Below are 16,429 nucleotides of genomic sequence, written 5' to 3' on the forward strand. Positions count from 1 at the left end.
AATTTATTGTATTAATGGTTCGTTAAAGTTTGTTTTTAACTGATTGTGTAAATCATGATAATGCGTGTGGTTGTTTTCGATCTTAATTTGCGGATTGGCTTCTAGAAAATCGGCGATAACAAATTCTTCCTTTTCATTTCGTTTGTAGTACTGGTATTTCTTTTTCCATGTTTCGGCTAATTCGGTTTTGCCTTGTGCCTGGTATATCAACAGTTGTTGGTAGATAGCGCCGAAGTCTTCTGGATCAATATCTAAAGCTTGTGATGAAAAGGTGTCGGCAATTTCGTATTCGCCAAGCAAATAATAAGCATTACTAATTTCAAGAAGCAACTTAAAATCGGTCTTGAATTTTGCATAGACCAGCATCCAATGTTCGATAGCTTTTTCATAGTTTCCTAAGGATTGGTATGCCTTGCCTAAAAAATAATGGATTCTCTTATTATTGGGATATTTAACTAGACTTTTGTTTAAAACGTCTAAAGCTTCATTGATTGAGCCTTCGTTTACAAGTACTCTGGCCATGTTAACGGCGCCATCTTCTGTATTGGGTCTTAATTTATCTACTTTTGAAAAGGCCATAAAAGCCGTTTTGTCGTCCCCTTCAAAGAAAAGCCCAATACCATAATCGTTCCAGCGTTTCCATAAGGGAACTGCTGTTGTATATTCTTTATCGGCACTTCTGGTAGTTGTTGCTACGGTTGTAATTGGAATATCTGGTTTTTTTGGATTGGAAAGCAACCATTTTTTACCAACTTTTACGGGATCTCCTAAATTTTGACCTTCCTGAATACCGCCAAAGGTTAGGTTCTCGTAGTACCAGTTAAATTTTCGTTGTTTTAAGCTGGCTTTAATATCGGAAACGGTCGTGCCCTCAGGTACCTTAAATTTATACCTTACGAGATGGGCAGATCCTGGATTGATGGTATTATTATAGGCAGCGGCATACATGTGGTTTACATTGCGTTTGTTAATAATATTTCCTTTTTTGTCAATGAGTATGGCTCTAAGGTAATGGGCCGTACTATCAATTTGTCCCATCGCATCCATAGTTCCGGATGCGAGTATGGTATTCCCTTTTTTATCTTTAGCCTGTACCTCCAGCCACCATTCATTAGTATCGTTTGTACCAGCCGGTAGACGGTGTCCTACTTTGCGATTGTTAACCAAAAGTGCAATAGCTACCTCGTCGCCACCATTCATAGTAGGGATCGGCTCGGTGGGATTGTATTCTTTACCGTTAATCTTAACTTTAATGATATCTAGTTCGGCAATACCATTGGTAAGATTATCTTTAACAGCTTTTAATTGTCCGTGGTGTCCATTTTTAAAAGGAACAGCTGTATTTGCTGCTGCAAAGCGATGACTCTTTACATAGCCATTATCATTGCCTTTGTCGTTTGAAGGGACGTTGGGCATGTGGCATCCAATACAATTCTTGGGTTGATCGGGGAAATAGAATGATCTAACATTATTTCCGGAAACCCCGCTGCGTTGCCAGCTGTCGTATTGGTTTTGTCCACGTTTCCATCGGTAGTTGTTAACTGCGGGTGGAATGGATACTTTATGGCAACTTAAACAGAATTTTTCTGATTGCAAGTTTGCATTCATCAATGATTTGGCATGGGGCTCGGGGTTTGAACTTAATAGTGTTTTATGAATTTCTGAAGGCATGGGATCTCCCAATTTATTGAAAGCAGCTACTTGATCCATAAGGTATTTTCCGTTGCCTTTAACGTGTGGTTCTTCCTGAATGGCATGACAGGACAGACAGGTAATACCAGCCTGGGCGATATGTGAATCGGGATCGAAATGTTCTAAATTATCTTTCATGCTGCCAGTTAACAAGGGTAGCGGGTCATGACAGGAAGCACACCATCGGGTTGAAGCACCTTCACCAGAACTTTTCAATACATCAATTGATTTACGGTAATAGGGATTGTTGAACGAAGAAAAGTGGTGCATAGATTCATTCCATTGCGCATAGATGTCTGGATGACAATTGGTTGTGCCACAACTTCCGGAGCCATCTAGCATACTATGGTCTATGGATTTATGGTCTTTTGGTAATGCTTCTCCTGGAGACATTATTTCTGGTGTGAGCGCTACATATTGTGCTGGTTTTTCTTTTGTGGCGTAGGTATAAAAAAGATAAATGGTTAAAACAAAACCTAATGAAAGTATGGTTTGTTTTTTGGGGAATGGTTGCTTTTCTTTTAAACGATTGTTTAATTTACTTAAAGATGTTTTAAAGGAGTCGTGAAGAAAGAATGTAAATAAGGTTAAAACTGCAGAAATAGGGTGTAAGATCTTAATCCAGTTTAAATTATTGCTTATATCAAAAAAGGTGAGTATAAGTCCGGAAAGGATACAAATTAATGCTACTAATAGGGTAAACAAACCTGTAAGCGATTGCTTTTTTGAAAAGATGTCGCGTTTTAGTTTTAGATGGAATACCAAAAAGAAGAGCAGTAAAAAAAGAACCATGACACCTATTACTATATGGAGTGCAGTTACTCCAAGATATAGGGTAGTTGGTGTGAAGTTGTCAAAATAGATTAATAAAATGCTACTTAATACCAGTAAGATAGTTAAGCTAGCTATTAAGTTAAACGATTTTTTATGTTTGGATTTTGCATTGCCCATAGCGATTAGTTTATGTTAGATGCCACGGACATTGGTATTTCTTCGAAGTCTTGACGCCCTTGCGTTATTTTGATGAATTTGTTGGCATGGATGTCGTTAAAGGACGATTGGCTTCCGTCTGGCCAGGTAATTTTAAGGGTAACGACTTTATTGGCGTTGGCCAAACCTATGGTAACTGGTGTTTCGGATTGGGATAGGTAACTGTCGGAAGACTTTACAAATCGTGTTTGTTTTAGTCCATTGGAATCCTTAACATCTATAGTGGCACCGAATGCATTTTTATTACCGTTGTTGCCTTTTGCTAAAATTTTAAGGAAGTTTCCGGTTTTGGAATTATTTTGCATGATGTGAATGGGACCTTGGTTTTCGGTAATGACCAAGTCCAGATCACCATCCAGATCTATATCGGCATAAGCTGTAGATCGTGCCAACATGGGGGCTTTTAAAAATGGTGGGTTTTTGGCTATGATGTCATTAAACTTTCCGGATCCATCGTTGATAAAGAAATGTGGTTTTTGTAAAAGGGTGATGTCTTTGGATTTTTCTTCAACAGAAAGGAATACGTGACCGTTAGCAGCAAAGAGATCCAAATCTCCATCCAGTTCTGCATCAAATAGGGAAAGCCCGAAATTAAGGCTTTGCAGGCTTTGTCTTCCGATTTGGGAAGGCCCCGAATCGTTAACATAAACGCCTTGTTCTGAAAAACGGAATACGGTCATCATTTTTTTTGAAAAATTACCGATGAAAACCGAATGCGAGCCATCGTTCCTAACGTCTCCTACGGCTGCTCCCATACCTGCGGTTGGAGCCCCATCGACACCAAAACCAACGCCCATTCCCATACCGGTTTCGGTATAGGTGCCATCGCCGTTATTTTTAAATACCAAATCAGGCACGGCATCATTGGCAGTAAACAGATCTGGCCAACCATCTTTATTGTAATCTACTTCTACAACGCCTAATGTTTTTGTCGGTGCATTTATATGTAACCCTCTTTCTTTGGCATCTTCGGTAAAGGTACCATCTCCATTATTGTGGTAAAAGGAACAGGGTTCGCCTATGTACATATCGGGAGAGCAATAATCGTCGGTTCTTCCATTTTCGGTACAAAATAAGCTACGGTCTTTGCGTCTGGACCACTTGGCATAGTTTCCAACAAAAATATCGAGGAGACCATCCCTGTCGGCATCGATGAATAAGGCGCATGTACTCCAGACATTCTTATTGTAGATACCAGATATTTTAGAAACGTCGGTAAAAGTTGAACCATCGTTTCTAAACAGTCTGTTATGTGTTAAAGTTGCTAGGAAAAAATCGTCATCGCCATCATTGTCATAGTCACCAACAGTAAATCCAAAGCCGTAGGCATGTATATTGTCAAGTCCCATTTCTTTTGTTACATCTTTGAAAGTCTTGCCTTCTACATTTTTATAGAGGGACAGACCATCTATGCTCTGTTCTTCACCTTCTTTCATGCTACCGCCGTTTACAAGTAACATGTCTTGGTAGTTATCGCCGTTGTAATCAATAAAAGCAACCCCACCTCCCATGATTTCAGGAAGAAAAAACTCGCCATAACTGCCATTATCGTAATGAAAATTACCTAATCCAATAGCTTTGGTAATATCGTTGAACATAACCCCATCTTGTATAGTGCTACTGGGTATGTTTGATGCTTCGATACTTGCTTGGCTCTTTTTATCTTTTGATTGACATGATAAAATAGAGAGTAACAGGAGAATAGAAACACATATAAAAGCTATGTTCGTTTTGGATTTAACTAGTGGTTGGCTGTTATTTTGCATGGCGTTAGATGTATTAATTAATAGTAGTTATAAGACCGACATTAACAATACTTATAATGCCGGTCTTAACACTTAAAAAAATTATATGATATATCTAATTAGTACCCAGGATTTTGACCTAGCTCTTGTCCGCGAGCACTATAATAATCTATTTCATATTGAGGTATCGGCCATAAATCATTATTGCTGCTAATAATATACGGTACCGGAACTTGTGTTGCATCAACCGTACTTACACGGGCAACCAATGTTCCCCAACGCTTAAGGTCGAACCAACGTATACCTTCAAAGGCTAGTTCTACACGTCTCTCATGACGGATAGCATCACGCATTTCACTTTGTGATAATCCAGCAGCCAAATCTGGCATGCCAGCTCTGTTTCTTATTCTGTTAACAGCATTATAGACACTTGCATCGGGGCCTGAAGCTTCATTTTGGGCTTCGGCATAATTCAATAAAACTTCTCCGAAGCGAAGGATCACATAATCGGTATCACAATGGTTGGCAGCATCTACACTGTTTTGAAAGGTGCGGTCTGCATACTTTCTTAAGTTATACATTAATGGCGCAGGAAGTCCTCTGTTACCCTCATCCCAAATATAGGGTACACCGCCATATTCGCCAGGAAAACCAAAAACAGAACCAAGGTGATCTACTGTCTCACTCATTCGAGGATCTCTGTTTGCATATGGGTTATCTGGATCGAATCCTGAAGCAGGGTCTGTAATTGGCAATCCATTGTCCATTTCAAAATCGTCCACAAAATTAGCAAGTGGGGTAACACTTAACCACCATCCCCAATTTAGGGAACCTATATGCTCGTCGTTGGGTACTAAGTACTTAATGGAGAACATGATTTCTGGGTTGCCATCTTGTTCGGGTGCTGTAAATAAACTACTGAACGAAGTGGCCAAATCGAATGTATTACTATTAATAATTGTATTGGCTAGGCTAGCAGCTTCAGACCAGTTTTGGTTAGCCATTAAAAGTCTAACTTTTAGCGCTTGTGCAGCTGCTTTTCCAACGCGTCCATCATAAGGTTTATCTTCAATATTAGCAATTGCAAAATCAAGATCGGAAGTTGCCTGAGCAACAACATCTGCTTTCGAAGCACGAGGAGGTAAGTCAGATCCTAACTGGTACGCTGTGGTTACGATAGGTACACCACCGTAAAATTCACTTAAAAAGAAGTACATCATACCTCTAAAAAAGCGTGCTTCACCTTTCCAACGGTTCATTTTGGCGGCATCAACGCCTTCTATGTTGTCTACATTATCCAAAAAGTAATTAGAAGAGGCAATTTGCTTATAGGCAATGCCGTAAAAATCTGTAACAATTCCAGAAGTTTGGGAGTTAAAAGGCGTTATCATGGCATTCTTTAACCCTAAGCGGTTATGTTGCGTATAGGCATTATCTGTAGCCGCATCCAAAGCTGGTAAAGAGAATGAATTTAAAAAGCTATTTTGTCCCCAGGGTTCACCTGCTTTTAACTGGTCGTACATACCTGTAAGCGCTAATTCGGCATCCGATTCTACTTGCCAAAAGGTGCCTTCAGATAATTGATCGTGTGGATTTAGGTCAATATCAGCACATGATGCTAGTGTTAACACTGCTACAGCTAACATTGACTTATATATTAAATTTATTTTTTTCATAATAAAAATCTTTCTTAATAGTTAATGATTAGAATTTGATTGTAGCACCTACAGTAAGGGTTCTAAACATAGGGTATAGGTTGTCCCCAGGTCTTTCAGGATCACCAAATTCGAACTTAGAAAATGTTAACAGGTTTTCTGCATTAAAGAACAGTCTTACTTTGTCTAAGAAGATTTTATCCATTAATTCTGATGGTAGTGTGTAACCAATGTTTAAGTTTTTCAATCTTAAGTAGGAGGCATCTCTTAACCAAAAAGTTGTTGGTTCTTTAATGGATTGTCCTTCTGGAGCACCATACCAAATAGCTCGTGGCTTTGTTGTAGAAGGATTTTCTGGTGTCCAGGCATCGTCCCACCAGGTAATTGGATTAGCACCATGTACAGAGAAAGGTAAAACTAATGACCACTCGTTGTTAACCAATACCTTGCGTCCTTGTTCTCCTTGGAAGAATGCAGAGAAATCGAAGTTTTTCCATTTAGCAGTCAATTCAAAACCGTAAAAGAAATCAGGGTTAACACCGTCTACGTCAACGCGGTCGTCTGGAGTAATGGCACCATCACCATCTATATCTTTTAGTCTAACATCTCCAGGAGCAGCTGGCCATCTTGGTGTTGGCCCGTTATCTATTTCTGCCTGACTTTGGTAAATACCATCACCTTGGTACATAAAATATCGATTGATCTCTTTGCCTTCTATCATAGCATTAAGATCGAATGTTCTAGCTCCAAATTTCACTAGTTTGTTTTTGTATGCCGATAAGTTAAAGTTTACGCCATACGAAAAATCATTTATTGTGTTTTGATAGCCAGTTACAATTTCAAATCCTTTATTATTTACAACACCTTCGTTAACAAAAGGCGGTTGTAACCCTGATGTTAAAGGTAATTGAGCTAAACGGAGGATACCATCGGTGGTTTTATCGTAGTAATCGAAGGTCAATGTAAAACGGTTGTTGAACATGGCCAGGTCGAATCCTATATCGGTTACTTCGGTCTCTTCCCATCTAATGTCTGGATTAGAAAGCCCTTCTCTAATAGCACCTCCTTGTAGTAGGTTTGCAAAAGGATAATCTTTACCTAAAGAAAGAACAGATTGGTAAGGGTACAACCCTACCAGGTCATTACCCATTAACCCGTAAGACACTCTTATTTTTAAGTTGGATAACCAATCTACATCACTTAAGAAATCTTCTTTGGAAGCGTTCCACCCAGCAGAGAAGGATGGGAAGACACCATACCTATTGTCTTTGTGGAATCTTGAACTACCATCTCTTCTAAAGTTAGCTTCGATTAAGTATTTACTCTTATAGTTATAGGTAAACCTACCGAAAAGCGAACGCAACGTAAATTCTTCAATATTACCGGCAGTTGTTTGTCCTGAGCTCGGAGCACCAGATAAAACATCTAAATTAGGAGAAGCAAATCCACGACGCACACCTTCTATGAATTCAAATTTATCGGTTTCCTGAGATGCACCGATCATTAACCCGAAGTTATGATCTTCGTTGATGGTCTTTTGGTAATTTAAATGCGAAAAGATGGTATAATGTTCTTGTTTACCAACACGGTGGATTAGTTGCTCACTACCAATATTGTCCAGGTTGCCTTGAAACTCTCCAGAACGGTAGCTATACATTCTAAGGATTGGTCTACGGTTTTTGTAATCGGACTGTGTAATGTCTGCACCAAATTTCGTGTACCAGTTTAAGCCCTCTAAAAGTTCTATATCAAGAAAAGCATTTGCGTTAATAGCAAAACGGTCGTCGTATGTCAATGCATTTTTGTTGTTTGAAATGGCATAGGCATTTTTACTTGAAATATCGGCATAGCCTACAGATTCTGCTTGTGTACCGTTATTACTTCCGGCGTATCTTCCAGATCCATCTAATAACCAAGGCTTATAAGTTGGTGATTGTGATAAAATACCCATGAGGTAATCGCGTTCACCATTATAAGGTTCTGTTCTTTTGGAAATCGTTCCATTTATATAAGCCCCTACTTTAAAGAAGTCGTTTACTTGCGATTCTACATTAATTAATGCATTGGTCTTTTTAAAGGTAAACCCATCTGCAATACCATCTTGATCCCAATGTCCAACACCAACATTATATCTGGTTTTACCAGCTGTACCTCCAATTTGCAAGTTGTGCGATTGAATGGTTACATCGTGTAAGTAAAAATCTTCATGGTTAAAGTTAGGAAACTCATCAGAGTTCGGATTGTTTCTAAAGTTGTTAATAACCTCGTCAGAATAGAATCTTCCAGTGTAAGGTGCTACCCAGGCATTTACTTTTTCCATAAAGTTTACAGAGTTCCAGTCGCGTTTTAACTGGTTGATCATGCTTTGGTTCATTACACGTCCGGTATAAGTAATACTAGTACCATCTGAAGCTCCTTTTTTAGTGGTAACCAATATCACACCATTGGCTGCCCTTGCTCCATAGATAGAAGCAGAAGCTGCATCTTTTAATACGGTAACGGACTCGATAAAGGCTGGATCCAGATCGGCCATACTTCCCACTAGACCATTAATAAGTATAAGCGGCTTGTTTTTGTCTACCGAAGAAATATCAGGATCTGAAGAGAATGAGTTTACACCACGTAGTTGGAATGTAATGTCTTCATTACCGGGAGCTCCTGTAGTTTGCGTTACGCGCAACCCTGCTACTTTACCTTGTAATGCTTGAACTGCATTGGATACGTTTCTGTTCTCAAATTCTTCTTCGGTTACTGTTACAACAGAGCCTGTTAAATTTACTTTCTTTTGCGTACCGTAACCTACAACAACAACTTCGTCTAGTTCGGCTGCATTTTCTTCTAAACTTACGGTGATTGAAGTTTGGTTGTTTACAGGTATTTCTTTAGTAGTGTATCCTATATAAGAAATAACTAAAACCGCATTTTCTGTAGTTATATTAAGGGTGAAGTTCCCATCGAAGTCGGTTTGAACACCATTCGTAGTACCTTTAACCAATATACTGGCACCGGGTAAAGGTACACCATTTATATCGGTTATTTTACCATTAACAGTTTGTTGAAAGGGTGCGGTAACTACAGTGTTAGTATCGTCCTTTTTTTTACCAGTTTTTAGAATGATCAATTTTTTCTTTACGGTAAAGTACACATCCGTATCGGCAAATAATGATTTTAAAATATCAGCAATACGCTCTTTCTTAACGTGAATAGACACTTTTCTATCTAGATCGACTTTTAGGTGGTTGTATAGAAACCTAAAATCTGATGAAGATTCAATAGTATTGAATACATTTTGTACGCTTGTGTTCTCCAGATCTAAACTGATCTTGGTATTCTGAGAATAGGTGTTAGCCTGTATTTTCAGAAGCGAAACTAACAAAAATAGTGTCGTAAGTTTCATTTTTAAATTGATTTTACGCAGTTTTTCGGAATCGAAAAACATACTCATAGTTGTTTTTTTCATATTTTTGCTAAGGTTTGATGATTTAACTTTTTTTAAATCACTTATTGGTCCGGAAAATGTGGCTGCATTTTCTGGACTTTTTTTTTCGTGATTTTCTTACGGTGAGGTTCTAGTAGTCAATTTTACATAGGCGTATTGGTTAAGGTTAATTATTAAGTTTAGTAATCGTTATTTTGTTGCCTTCCATGAGGTATTCAAAAGGCGTATCTTCCTTAAAGGCATTTAAGATATCGGTAATCGATTCATCTCTGAAAGTAGCCGTGTATATTTGATTTTCTAAGTGATGGTATTTGTCTTCAATGCTTACATTAAAATGACGTTCTAGCTTTTTTCGAATATGATTGAAAGGTGTGTTTTTAAAGATCAGCATACCTTTTATCCAAGCAGTGTACAGTTCTACATCCACTTTTTCTACCGACATCTTTTTTTCTGTTTTGTCCCAAGCAGCTTTATGTCCGGGTTTAAGTAGTACTTGGTCGTCTTTATTGCCACCTTCTTTATGTAGCGATACAGATCCTTCTACGAGTACGGTATTTATGGTTGGATCTTCGGGATAGTAGGAAACATTAAATTGTGTACCATGTACAACAACATTCACATCGTTAGTATTAACAACAAAGGCATTATTTGTGTTTTTAGTAACGTCAAAAAAGGCTTCCCCTTTTAGGAATACTTTACGTTCTTTTCCGTCTATGAATTGCACAGGATATTTTATGGAACTCCCAGAATTGAGTTTTACCTGTGTGCCGTCCGACAGTAACAGGTCGAAATGTTTACCATAGGGAACGGTCAATTCATTATATACCAATTTGGCAAGTTTAACTTGTTTGTCATTATTGTATTGTAATTGATTTCCTTTTTGAGCACTTACAACATTTCCCTCTGTATCTAATATTGTTTTTTCACCTCCTTCGGTAATGACTTCAATATTCCCGTTTTGTAGTTTTAATGTAATGGCATCAGGAGCTATTACTGTTTTTACCACAGGTTCCAAATTTGTGCTTTGTTCAAATGAACCATATTTGAAAACAGAAAACACACCCAAAGCTATAACAATAACCGCTGCTATTTTATAAGAGCTTTTAAGGAATGTCTTTTTTTTAAAAGCATTGTGTTGTGAAGTGTTTTTGTACTCCTTTTGCTCAATGAGTTTTATTGCTTTTCTATATAGTGTAACAAAGTTAATTTTATTTGGAGGTAGTTTGCTTTCGTCTGGGTAAGCTGTTGTGTCTTCCCAGCTTTTATCCATTAATAGTGTGATGTGCTCTTTGTATTTCGGATCTTTAACTATATCGAGAAATGTATATAATTCATCTTTGCTAATCGAATTATCTACAAATTTTTTAAAGAGTTCATCAATGTATTCTTGCTCACTCATATAATACTAGTTTAGGTGTTTTTTTGTCACCTTATATTAGTAATACACTTGAAAAGAAAGAAAGTCCCAAGTTTGGAAGCAATTTTTTTTATGTTGGCAAAAAACAGGGGTTGTTAAATAAAACCCGTTATGCATTTTGATAAAAATTTGTCAAAGGGGTGAACTTCACGCGTTATTATGCGTAAAATTTGTATTGAGAATCAAATGCTTTGTTTTAAAACCTGTACTCGAATTAGTTGACCTTTACAGAACTGACATGCTCATAAGTTGCATAGCATGCAACACGGTTTAAATAAAATACAGACCTAAAAAGGCTAGGATATAAAGGGATTCGGTTAAATACGGCATAAGCTTTTCCCGAATGATCTGCATGGTCTTCCACAGGTGGTTTTTAACGGTTTTTTGGGAAATACCAAGTTCCTTAGCAATTTCCTGATTACTTTTTCCTTGTTGTTTGGATAAAATAAAGATATTTCTTTTCTGTTTAGGAAGATCCTTAAGTAGTTTGTTTACTAAAACCTCATAATCATTAAAGATAATAGTGTTTTCGGTGCTTTCGTGCATTTCATTAATGTCGTTCCATAACGACTCTCTAAGTGCGTTTTGATTCGCCACTTTTCTTAGGTGATTAAAAGTCAAGTTTCTGGCTATTTTGTATATAAACGCATTGAATGTTAGTTCTGGGTTTAATATTTCCTTTATTGTCCAAAGCTTTATGAATACTTCTTGAAGGATGTCTTCTGTGGTTTGTTTGGATTTTGTTAAGGAAAAAATAAATGCATAGAGCCGTTTTTCATAAAAAGCTATTACTTCTTTAAAAGCAGATTTGTTGCCCTCTTTTAAGGCTTCAATGGTTTCTTTTTTTAAATCAGTCATAGAATGTAATCATTTATGGATTAATTAACATACACTCATTATTTTAGTAGAATAGGGGGTGTTTTTCTTAATAGAAAAAGTTTTATAGCAAATACGGTCAAACGATTGAACTTTTTCAAATATATAAATAAAATTTATAAATATGCAACTGAAAGACTGAAGCTGATTTTAAAATTTTCTCAAATTAGAGATAAGTATTATTTATTAAACCGTAAACAATATAGATAGCACATGCTTTTTATAAGGTAATTGGAGGTTATCTTATTTTAAGATAAAAAAATTCCATAAATGTTATTTTTGTAGTAGATTTATTACTTAAATTAAATAAGATGCTCAAAAAGGTTTATGGAAGTGCTGTTTTTGGTGTTGAGGCGACCACGATTACAGTTGAAGTTAATGTTGACTCAGGCATAGGGTATCACCTTGTGGGACTTCCCGATAATGCCATTAAGGAAAGTAACTATCGCATTGCGGCTGCTCTTCAGAATAATGGCTATAAGATCCCCGGAAAAAAACTAACAATCAACATGGCGCCTGCCGATTTACGTAAGGAAGGATCGGCCTATGATTTAACTTTGGCGATAGGTATCCTGGCGGCTTCCAAGCAAATAAAGGCAGAACATTTGGAACGCTACTTAATTATGGGAGAACTGTCATTGGATGGCAGTTTGCAACCTATAAAAGGAGCCTTGCCGATAGCTATTAAAGCTAGGGAAGAGGGCTTTAAAGGGTTTATTTTACCTGTACAGAACGTTAAAGAAGCAGCCATTGTTGGCGATTTAGAGGTGTACGGTGTCAATACAATCAAGCAGGTGATTGATTATTTTGATAAAGGAGAAGCTTTAGAACGTACCATTATTAACACACGTGATGAGTTTTATAAAAGTTTAGACTTTCCAGAATACGATTTTAGTGATGTTAAAGGGCAAGAAGGGATAAAGCGCTGTATGGAAATTGCAGCTGCTGGTGGTCATAATATTATTTTAATAGGCCCTCCCGGTGCGGGAAAGACCATGCTGGCAAAACGATTACCCTCTATTTTACCACCTATGACCTTACATGAAGCACTAGAGACCACAAAAATTCATTCCGTTGTGGGAAGAGTAAAAGAAGATACGGGTCTTATGTCGCAACGTCCGTTTAGGAGTCCGCATCATACCATATCGGATGTTGCTTTGGTAGGTGGTGGTGCTTTTCCCCAACCGGGTGAAATATCGCTATCCCACAATGGTGTATTGTTCTTGGACGAGTTGCCAGAGTTTAAGAGGGGCGTACTGGAAGTATTGCGACAGCCCTTGGAAGATAGGGAAGTTACTATATCACGAGCTAAATTTACTGTTACCTATCCCAGTAGCTTTATGTTGGTAGCGAGCATGAACCCAAGTCCGAGTGGTTATTTTAATGATCCCGATGCACCCGTAGCTACGAGTCCAGCCGAGATGCAGCGTTATCTTGGTAAAATTTCAGGGCCGTTGTTGGATCGAATCGATATTCATATAGAGGTGACTCCAGTGCCTTTTGATAAATTATCGAATTCTGTAAATGGGGAAAGCTCGGTAGAAATTAGAAAGCGTGTCACCCAAGCAAGGGCTATACAAACGGAGCGTTTCAAAGATTCGGAATCCGTGCACTACAATGCACAGATGCATACAAAATACATTCGAAACCATTGCACTTTGGACGACGCGTCAAAACAATTGTTAAAAGCGGCTATGGAACGCCTAAACCTATCTGCAAGAGCTTACGATCGTATTTTAAAAGTCGCCCGTACCATAGCCGATTTGGAAGGCGTTGAGGCCATTAATGGCACCCATATTAGTGAAGCGATCCAATACCGAAGCTTGGATAGAGAAGGGTGGTTGGGGTGAATTTGGATGGGTGTTTTGAAAATTAATAATGTAAATAATGGGGTTAGTGTGATAGAATCGTGGGCGACATTTTAATTTATTTTATATAAATGATAATATGTAGGAATTTATTTGTAGTTTTATCTTACAACATTAAACTAACCATAACCAAAATCATACATTATGAGCAAGAGACATTTTTTTATTTTATTACTTGTTTTTACTTCTTTGTTTAGCTTTTCACAAGATGCAGAAACAGCATTTGAAGACACTAAAACGAAATTGTATTTGGAAACTAACATTGATTTTGCATCTTCAACCGAGGATTCAAGACCTGATGCACAAGCAGGAACAGGAACTTTAGGAATTAAGTTTTTGAGGAAGTTTGTCTACGGTAAAATACGTTTTACGGTATTTTCAAAGAATGATAATATTAATTCAGAAAATGCTGATGATTCAAAAATTTTCGGCTCAAATCTATTAATACCATCTAATAGTTCTAGTAATATAAGTAATTTTAATTTTATGTTAGGAACTAAGAGTTTTGCTAAACCTGATGATGTAGAAGTAAATGAAGATTTACTTTCATTTAAGCGATTTGGTGGTTATATTAATTTTTCAGTACATAATACTGAATGGAAAAAAGAAGACCTAATGACACCTGTTACAACAAAATCTCTAGACTTACATTTAACATATAGATTATTGAGTTTAGATATTGAAGGTGATAATGGAAGGGCTGATTTATATTTGATAGCTGGACTTTCAAGTAGAAAGTTAGCAGGAGATTATGGGCTTTCTGAAAATGAAGAAATAAGAAAGGAGTTTATTGGAACGGATAAACTTGGTTTTACGGGGTCAAATTTTGGAGCAAGATTGGAATTGAATAACTTTTTTGGACAAATTAATATGACCAATTTTGGAAAAGATAATATTGCTGGATTTAGTGGTAATCAAACTGTAATTTCAGTTGGATTTAATGCAGGTTTAAATCTGTCAGCCAAAGAAAGTAGTAATGATGTTATGATAAAGGCACAACAACTTCTAGATGAGTTTACTTTGCAACAAAAAAGACAAGAAGCATTAGAAAAAGAAAAAAAATAAGAAAAAATAAATTATGTTAATAATTTAGAAATTAACCCATCAAAATTTGATGGGTTTTTTTATATTTTTATTTCATCTTATAAAACCACCTGCTTTGCTGGTGGTCATGTTCTGAAGGCTATGCCTATATTTGTACTATGAACAAATATAAGAAACTTAGTCATGTTATATATAAATGTGAATATCACATAGTTTGGGTCCCAAAGTATAGGTTGCGAATATTAAAAGGAACAATAAAGACCTTGGTTGAAAGGGATATACGCTCTTTGTGCGAATGGAAAGGGTGTGAGGTTCAAGAACTGAACATTCAAGAGGATCATGTACATTTGTTGGTATCGGTTCCGCCAAAAGTTTCCATCTCTAAACTGATGGGAATTTTAAAAGGAAAAATAGCAATAAAGCTGTTTAAGAGTTATCCTGAATTAAAGCAGAAGCCATATTGGGGAAATCATTTCTGGGCGAGAGGTTACTTTGTAAGTACTGTAGGCTTAGATGAAGAAATGATAAGAAAATATGTGAAACATCAGGAAAAGGAAGAGAGAATAGTTGAAGAGAATCAACAGAAATTTGATTTTTGAACCAGGCCCTCGAAGCCCCTTTTAGGGGCAATTCAAAGCCACCTTCTTAGAAGGTGTGATTTTTACTTTTTGTAAAAGTCTAATGCTTATCTTGTAATTTTAATTATAATGTATCGTTAAGATTGTATGACTTCTATTTTAATATTAGAGCGTTACAGTACAGGAAGTAAAATAATTCTAGGAATCGTATTTACTGTATTGGGTTATATGTTTTTACGCTATGCTATTAAGCTAATAGAGATGGTGTACGTATTGAAATATAAAAAGCCGCTTTATGTTCATTTTTATCTGTATTTAAGGCGTTTGTCCGATTCACAGTTGGTTATTCTAAGAGAACAATTTTCATTTTATAAAAAATTAACTAAAAAGGAAAAGAAGTACTTTGAACACCGTTTGGTATCTTTTATAAACGATAAAGATTTTATAGGTAGGGATGGGTTGGAGATAACCGATGAGATGAAAATTTTGATAGGAGCTACAGCCGTTATGCTAACTTTTGGTTTTCGAGATTACTATATAGGGTTAATTTCTAAGATTGTAATATATCCAAAGAAGTTTTATTCCCATACTAACAAAGCTTATCATAAGGGAGAGTTTAACCCTAAGTTAAAGGCTCTCGTTTTATCTTGGGAAGATTTTAAACAAGGATTTAAAAACGGTAAAGACAATTTAAACTTGGGAATTCACGAACTTACACATGCCATACATATAAATAGCATGAAGGAGCGTGATGTAAGTTCCACTATATTTAGTGATTCTTTTAAAGAATTATCCATGCTCTTAAATGCCAATGATGAGTTACGAGATGCCATAAAGGTGTCGACTTATTTTAGAAACTATGCCTATACAAATCAATTTGAGTTTTTAGCGGTAGCTATCGAGAATTTTATGGAAACCCCTCATGATTTTAAAGCTCAATTTCCTGAAATTTACATGAAGGTAAGGCAAATGCTTAATTTTAATGTAGCAAATTATTAGTGTTGCTTAGTAGTGATGCGTTTATAATTCATTGTTATTGAATAAATTAGGTTGTTCTTTGAATTTTTGATTGATTTTATTTTCCATAAACAACTCATTTATAGGTGTTTTGTCAAAAGTGGATAT

The 16,429-nt window shown here is 36.7% G+C and carries 10 protein-coding genes; 4 read left to right on the top strand and 6 right to left on the bottom strand.

The features are described from left to right. Positions 1 to 3: 3 nt before the first annotated feature. From JF259_RS11950 to JF259_RS11975, 6 genes are all read right to left on the bottom strand, one after another. Positions 4 to 2,643 carry a multiheme c-type cytochrome gene (locus JF259_RS11950; RefSeq protein ID WP_199115562.1) on the bottom strand — a complete coding sequence of 880 codons (2,640 nt, stop codon included), beginning with the start codon at positions 2,641 to 2,643 and terminating at the stop codon, positions 4 to 6. A 5-nt stretch (positions 2,644 to 2,648) separates the two neighbouring features. After that, on the bottom strand, positions 2,649 to 4,448 hold the full coding sequence (locus JF259_RS11955; protein ID WP_199115563.1) for a CRTAC1 family protein: 1,800 nt from the start codon (positions 4,446 to 4,448) through the stop codon (positions 2,649 to 2,651). A gap of 98 nt (positions 4,449 to 4,546) precedes the next feature. Further along, complete coding sequence (locus JF259_RS11960) at positions 4,547 to 6,103, bottom strand: RagB/SusD family nutrient uptake outer membrane protein (protein ID WP_199115564.1); 1,557 nt, start codon at positions 6,101 to 6,103, stop codon at positions 4,547 to 4,549. Between the two features lie 28 nt (positions 6,104 to 6,131). Beyond that, on the bottom strand, positions 6,132 to 9,542 hold the full coding sequence (locus tag JF259_RS11965) for a TonB-dependent receptor (protein WP_199115565.1): 3,411 nt from the start codon (positions 9,540 to 9,542) through the stop codon (positions 6,132 to 6,134). 145 nt (positions 9,543 to 9,687) lie between these two features. Next, a complete protein-coding gene (locus tag JF259_RS11970; RefSeq protein ID WP_199115566.1) occupies positions 9,688 to 10,920 on the bottom strand; it encodes a FecR family protein in 1,233 nt (410 codons plus the stop codon). Positions 10,921 to 11,208: 288 nt separating this feature from the next. Then, on the bottom strand, positions 11,209 to 11,796 hold the full coding sequence (locus tag JF259_RS11975) for an RNA polymerase sigma factor (protein ID WP_199115567.1): 588 nt from the start codon (positions 11,794 to 11,796) through the stop codon (positions 11,209 to 11,211). Positions 11,797 to 12,125: 329 nt separating this feature from the next. Between JF259_RS11975 and JF259_RS11980 the strand changes: the two genes are divergently transcribed. The 4 genes from JF259_RS11980 to JF259_RS11995 all read left to right on the top strand — a co-directional run bounded on the left by JF259_RS11980 (position 12,126) and on the right by JF259_RS11995 (position 16,303). Further along, positions 12,126 to 13,664, top strand: a complete 1,539-nt coding sequence (locus JF259_RS11980) for a YifB family Mg chelatase-like AAA ATPase (RefSeq protein WP_199115568.1) — start codon at positions 12,126 to 12,128, stop codon at positions 13,662 to 13,664. Positions 13,665 to 13,826: 162 nt separating this feature from the next. After that, entirely contained in the window at positions 13,827 to 14,747 is a 921-nt protein-coding gene (locus JF259_RS11985; RefSeq protein ID WP_199115569.1) for a hypothetical protein, read from the top strand. Positions 14,748 to 14,884: 137 nt separating this feature from the next. After that, a complete protein-coding gene (gene tnpA, locus JF259_RS11990) occupies positions 14,885 to 15,325 on the top strand; it encodes an IS200/IS605 family transposase (protein ID WP_199115570.1) in 441 nt (146 codons plus the stop codon). 126 nt (positions 15,326 to 15,451) lie between these two features. After that, positions 15,452 to 16,303, top strand: a complete 852-nt coding sequence (locus JF259_RS11995) for a zinc-dependent peptidase (protein ID WP_199115571.1) — start codon at positions 15,452 to 15,454, stop codon at positions 16,301 to 16,303. The last annotated feature ends 126 nt before the right edge of the window (positions 16,304 to 16,429 follow it).

Origin of the sequence: Snuella sedimenti (genome assembly GCF_016428595.1) — a bacterium.
GTDB classification, from domain to species: domain Bacteria; phylum Bacteroidota; class Bacteroidia; order Flavobacteriales; family Flavobacteriaceae; genus Snuella; species Snuella sedimenti.

Excerpts from the sequence above, each read along its gene's own strand:
- tnpA (WP_199115570.1), top strand. The coding sequence starts at position 14,885 with ATGAACAAATATAAGAAACTTAGTCATGTTATATATAAATGTGAATAT.
- JF259_RS11975 (WP_199115567.1), bottom strand. The coding sequence starts at position 11,796 with ATGACTGATTTAAAAAAAGAAACCATTGAAGCCTTAAAAGAGGGCAAC.
- JF259_RS11950 (WP_199115562.1), bottom strand. The coding sequence starts at position 2,643 with ATGGGCAATGCAAAATCCAAACATAAAAAATCGTTTAACTTAATAGCT.
- JF259_RS11980 (WP_199115568.1), top strand. The coding sequence starts at position 12,126 with ATGCTCAAAAAGGTTTATGGAAGTGCTGTTTTTGGTGTTGAGGCGACC.
- JF259_RS11970 (WP_199115566.1), bottom strand. The coding sequence starts at position 10,920 with ATGAGTGAGCAAGAATACATTGATGAACTCTTTAAAAAATTTGTAGAT.
- JF259_RS11995 (WP_199115571.1), top strand. The coding sequence starts at position 15,452 with ATGACTTCTATTTTAATATTAGAGCGTTACAGTACAGGAAGTAAAATA.
- JF259_RS11960 (WP_199115564.1), bottom strand. The coding sequence starts at position 6,103 with ATGAAAAAAATAAATTTAATATATAAGTCAATGTTAGCTGTAGCAGTG.
- JF259_RS11965 (WP_199115565.1), bottom strand. The coding sequence starts at position 9,542 with ATGAAAAAAACAACTATGAGTATGTTTTTCGATTCCGAAAAACTGCGT.
- JF259_RS11985 (WP_199115569.1), top strand. The coding sequence starts at position 13,827 with ATGAGCAAGAGACATTTTTTTATTTTATTACTTGTTTTTACTTCTTTG.
- JF259_RS11955 (WP_199115563.1), bottom strand. The coding sequence starts at position 4,448 with ATGCAAAATAACAGCCAACCACTAGTTAAATCCAAAACGAACATAGCT.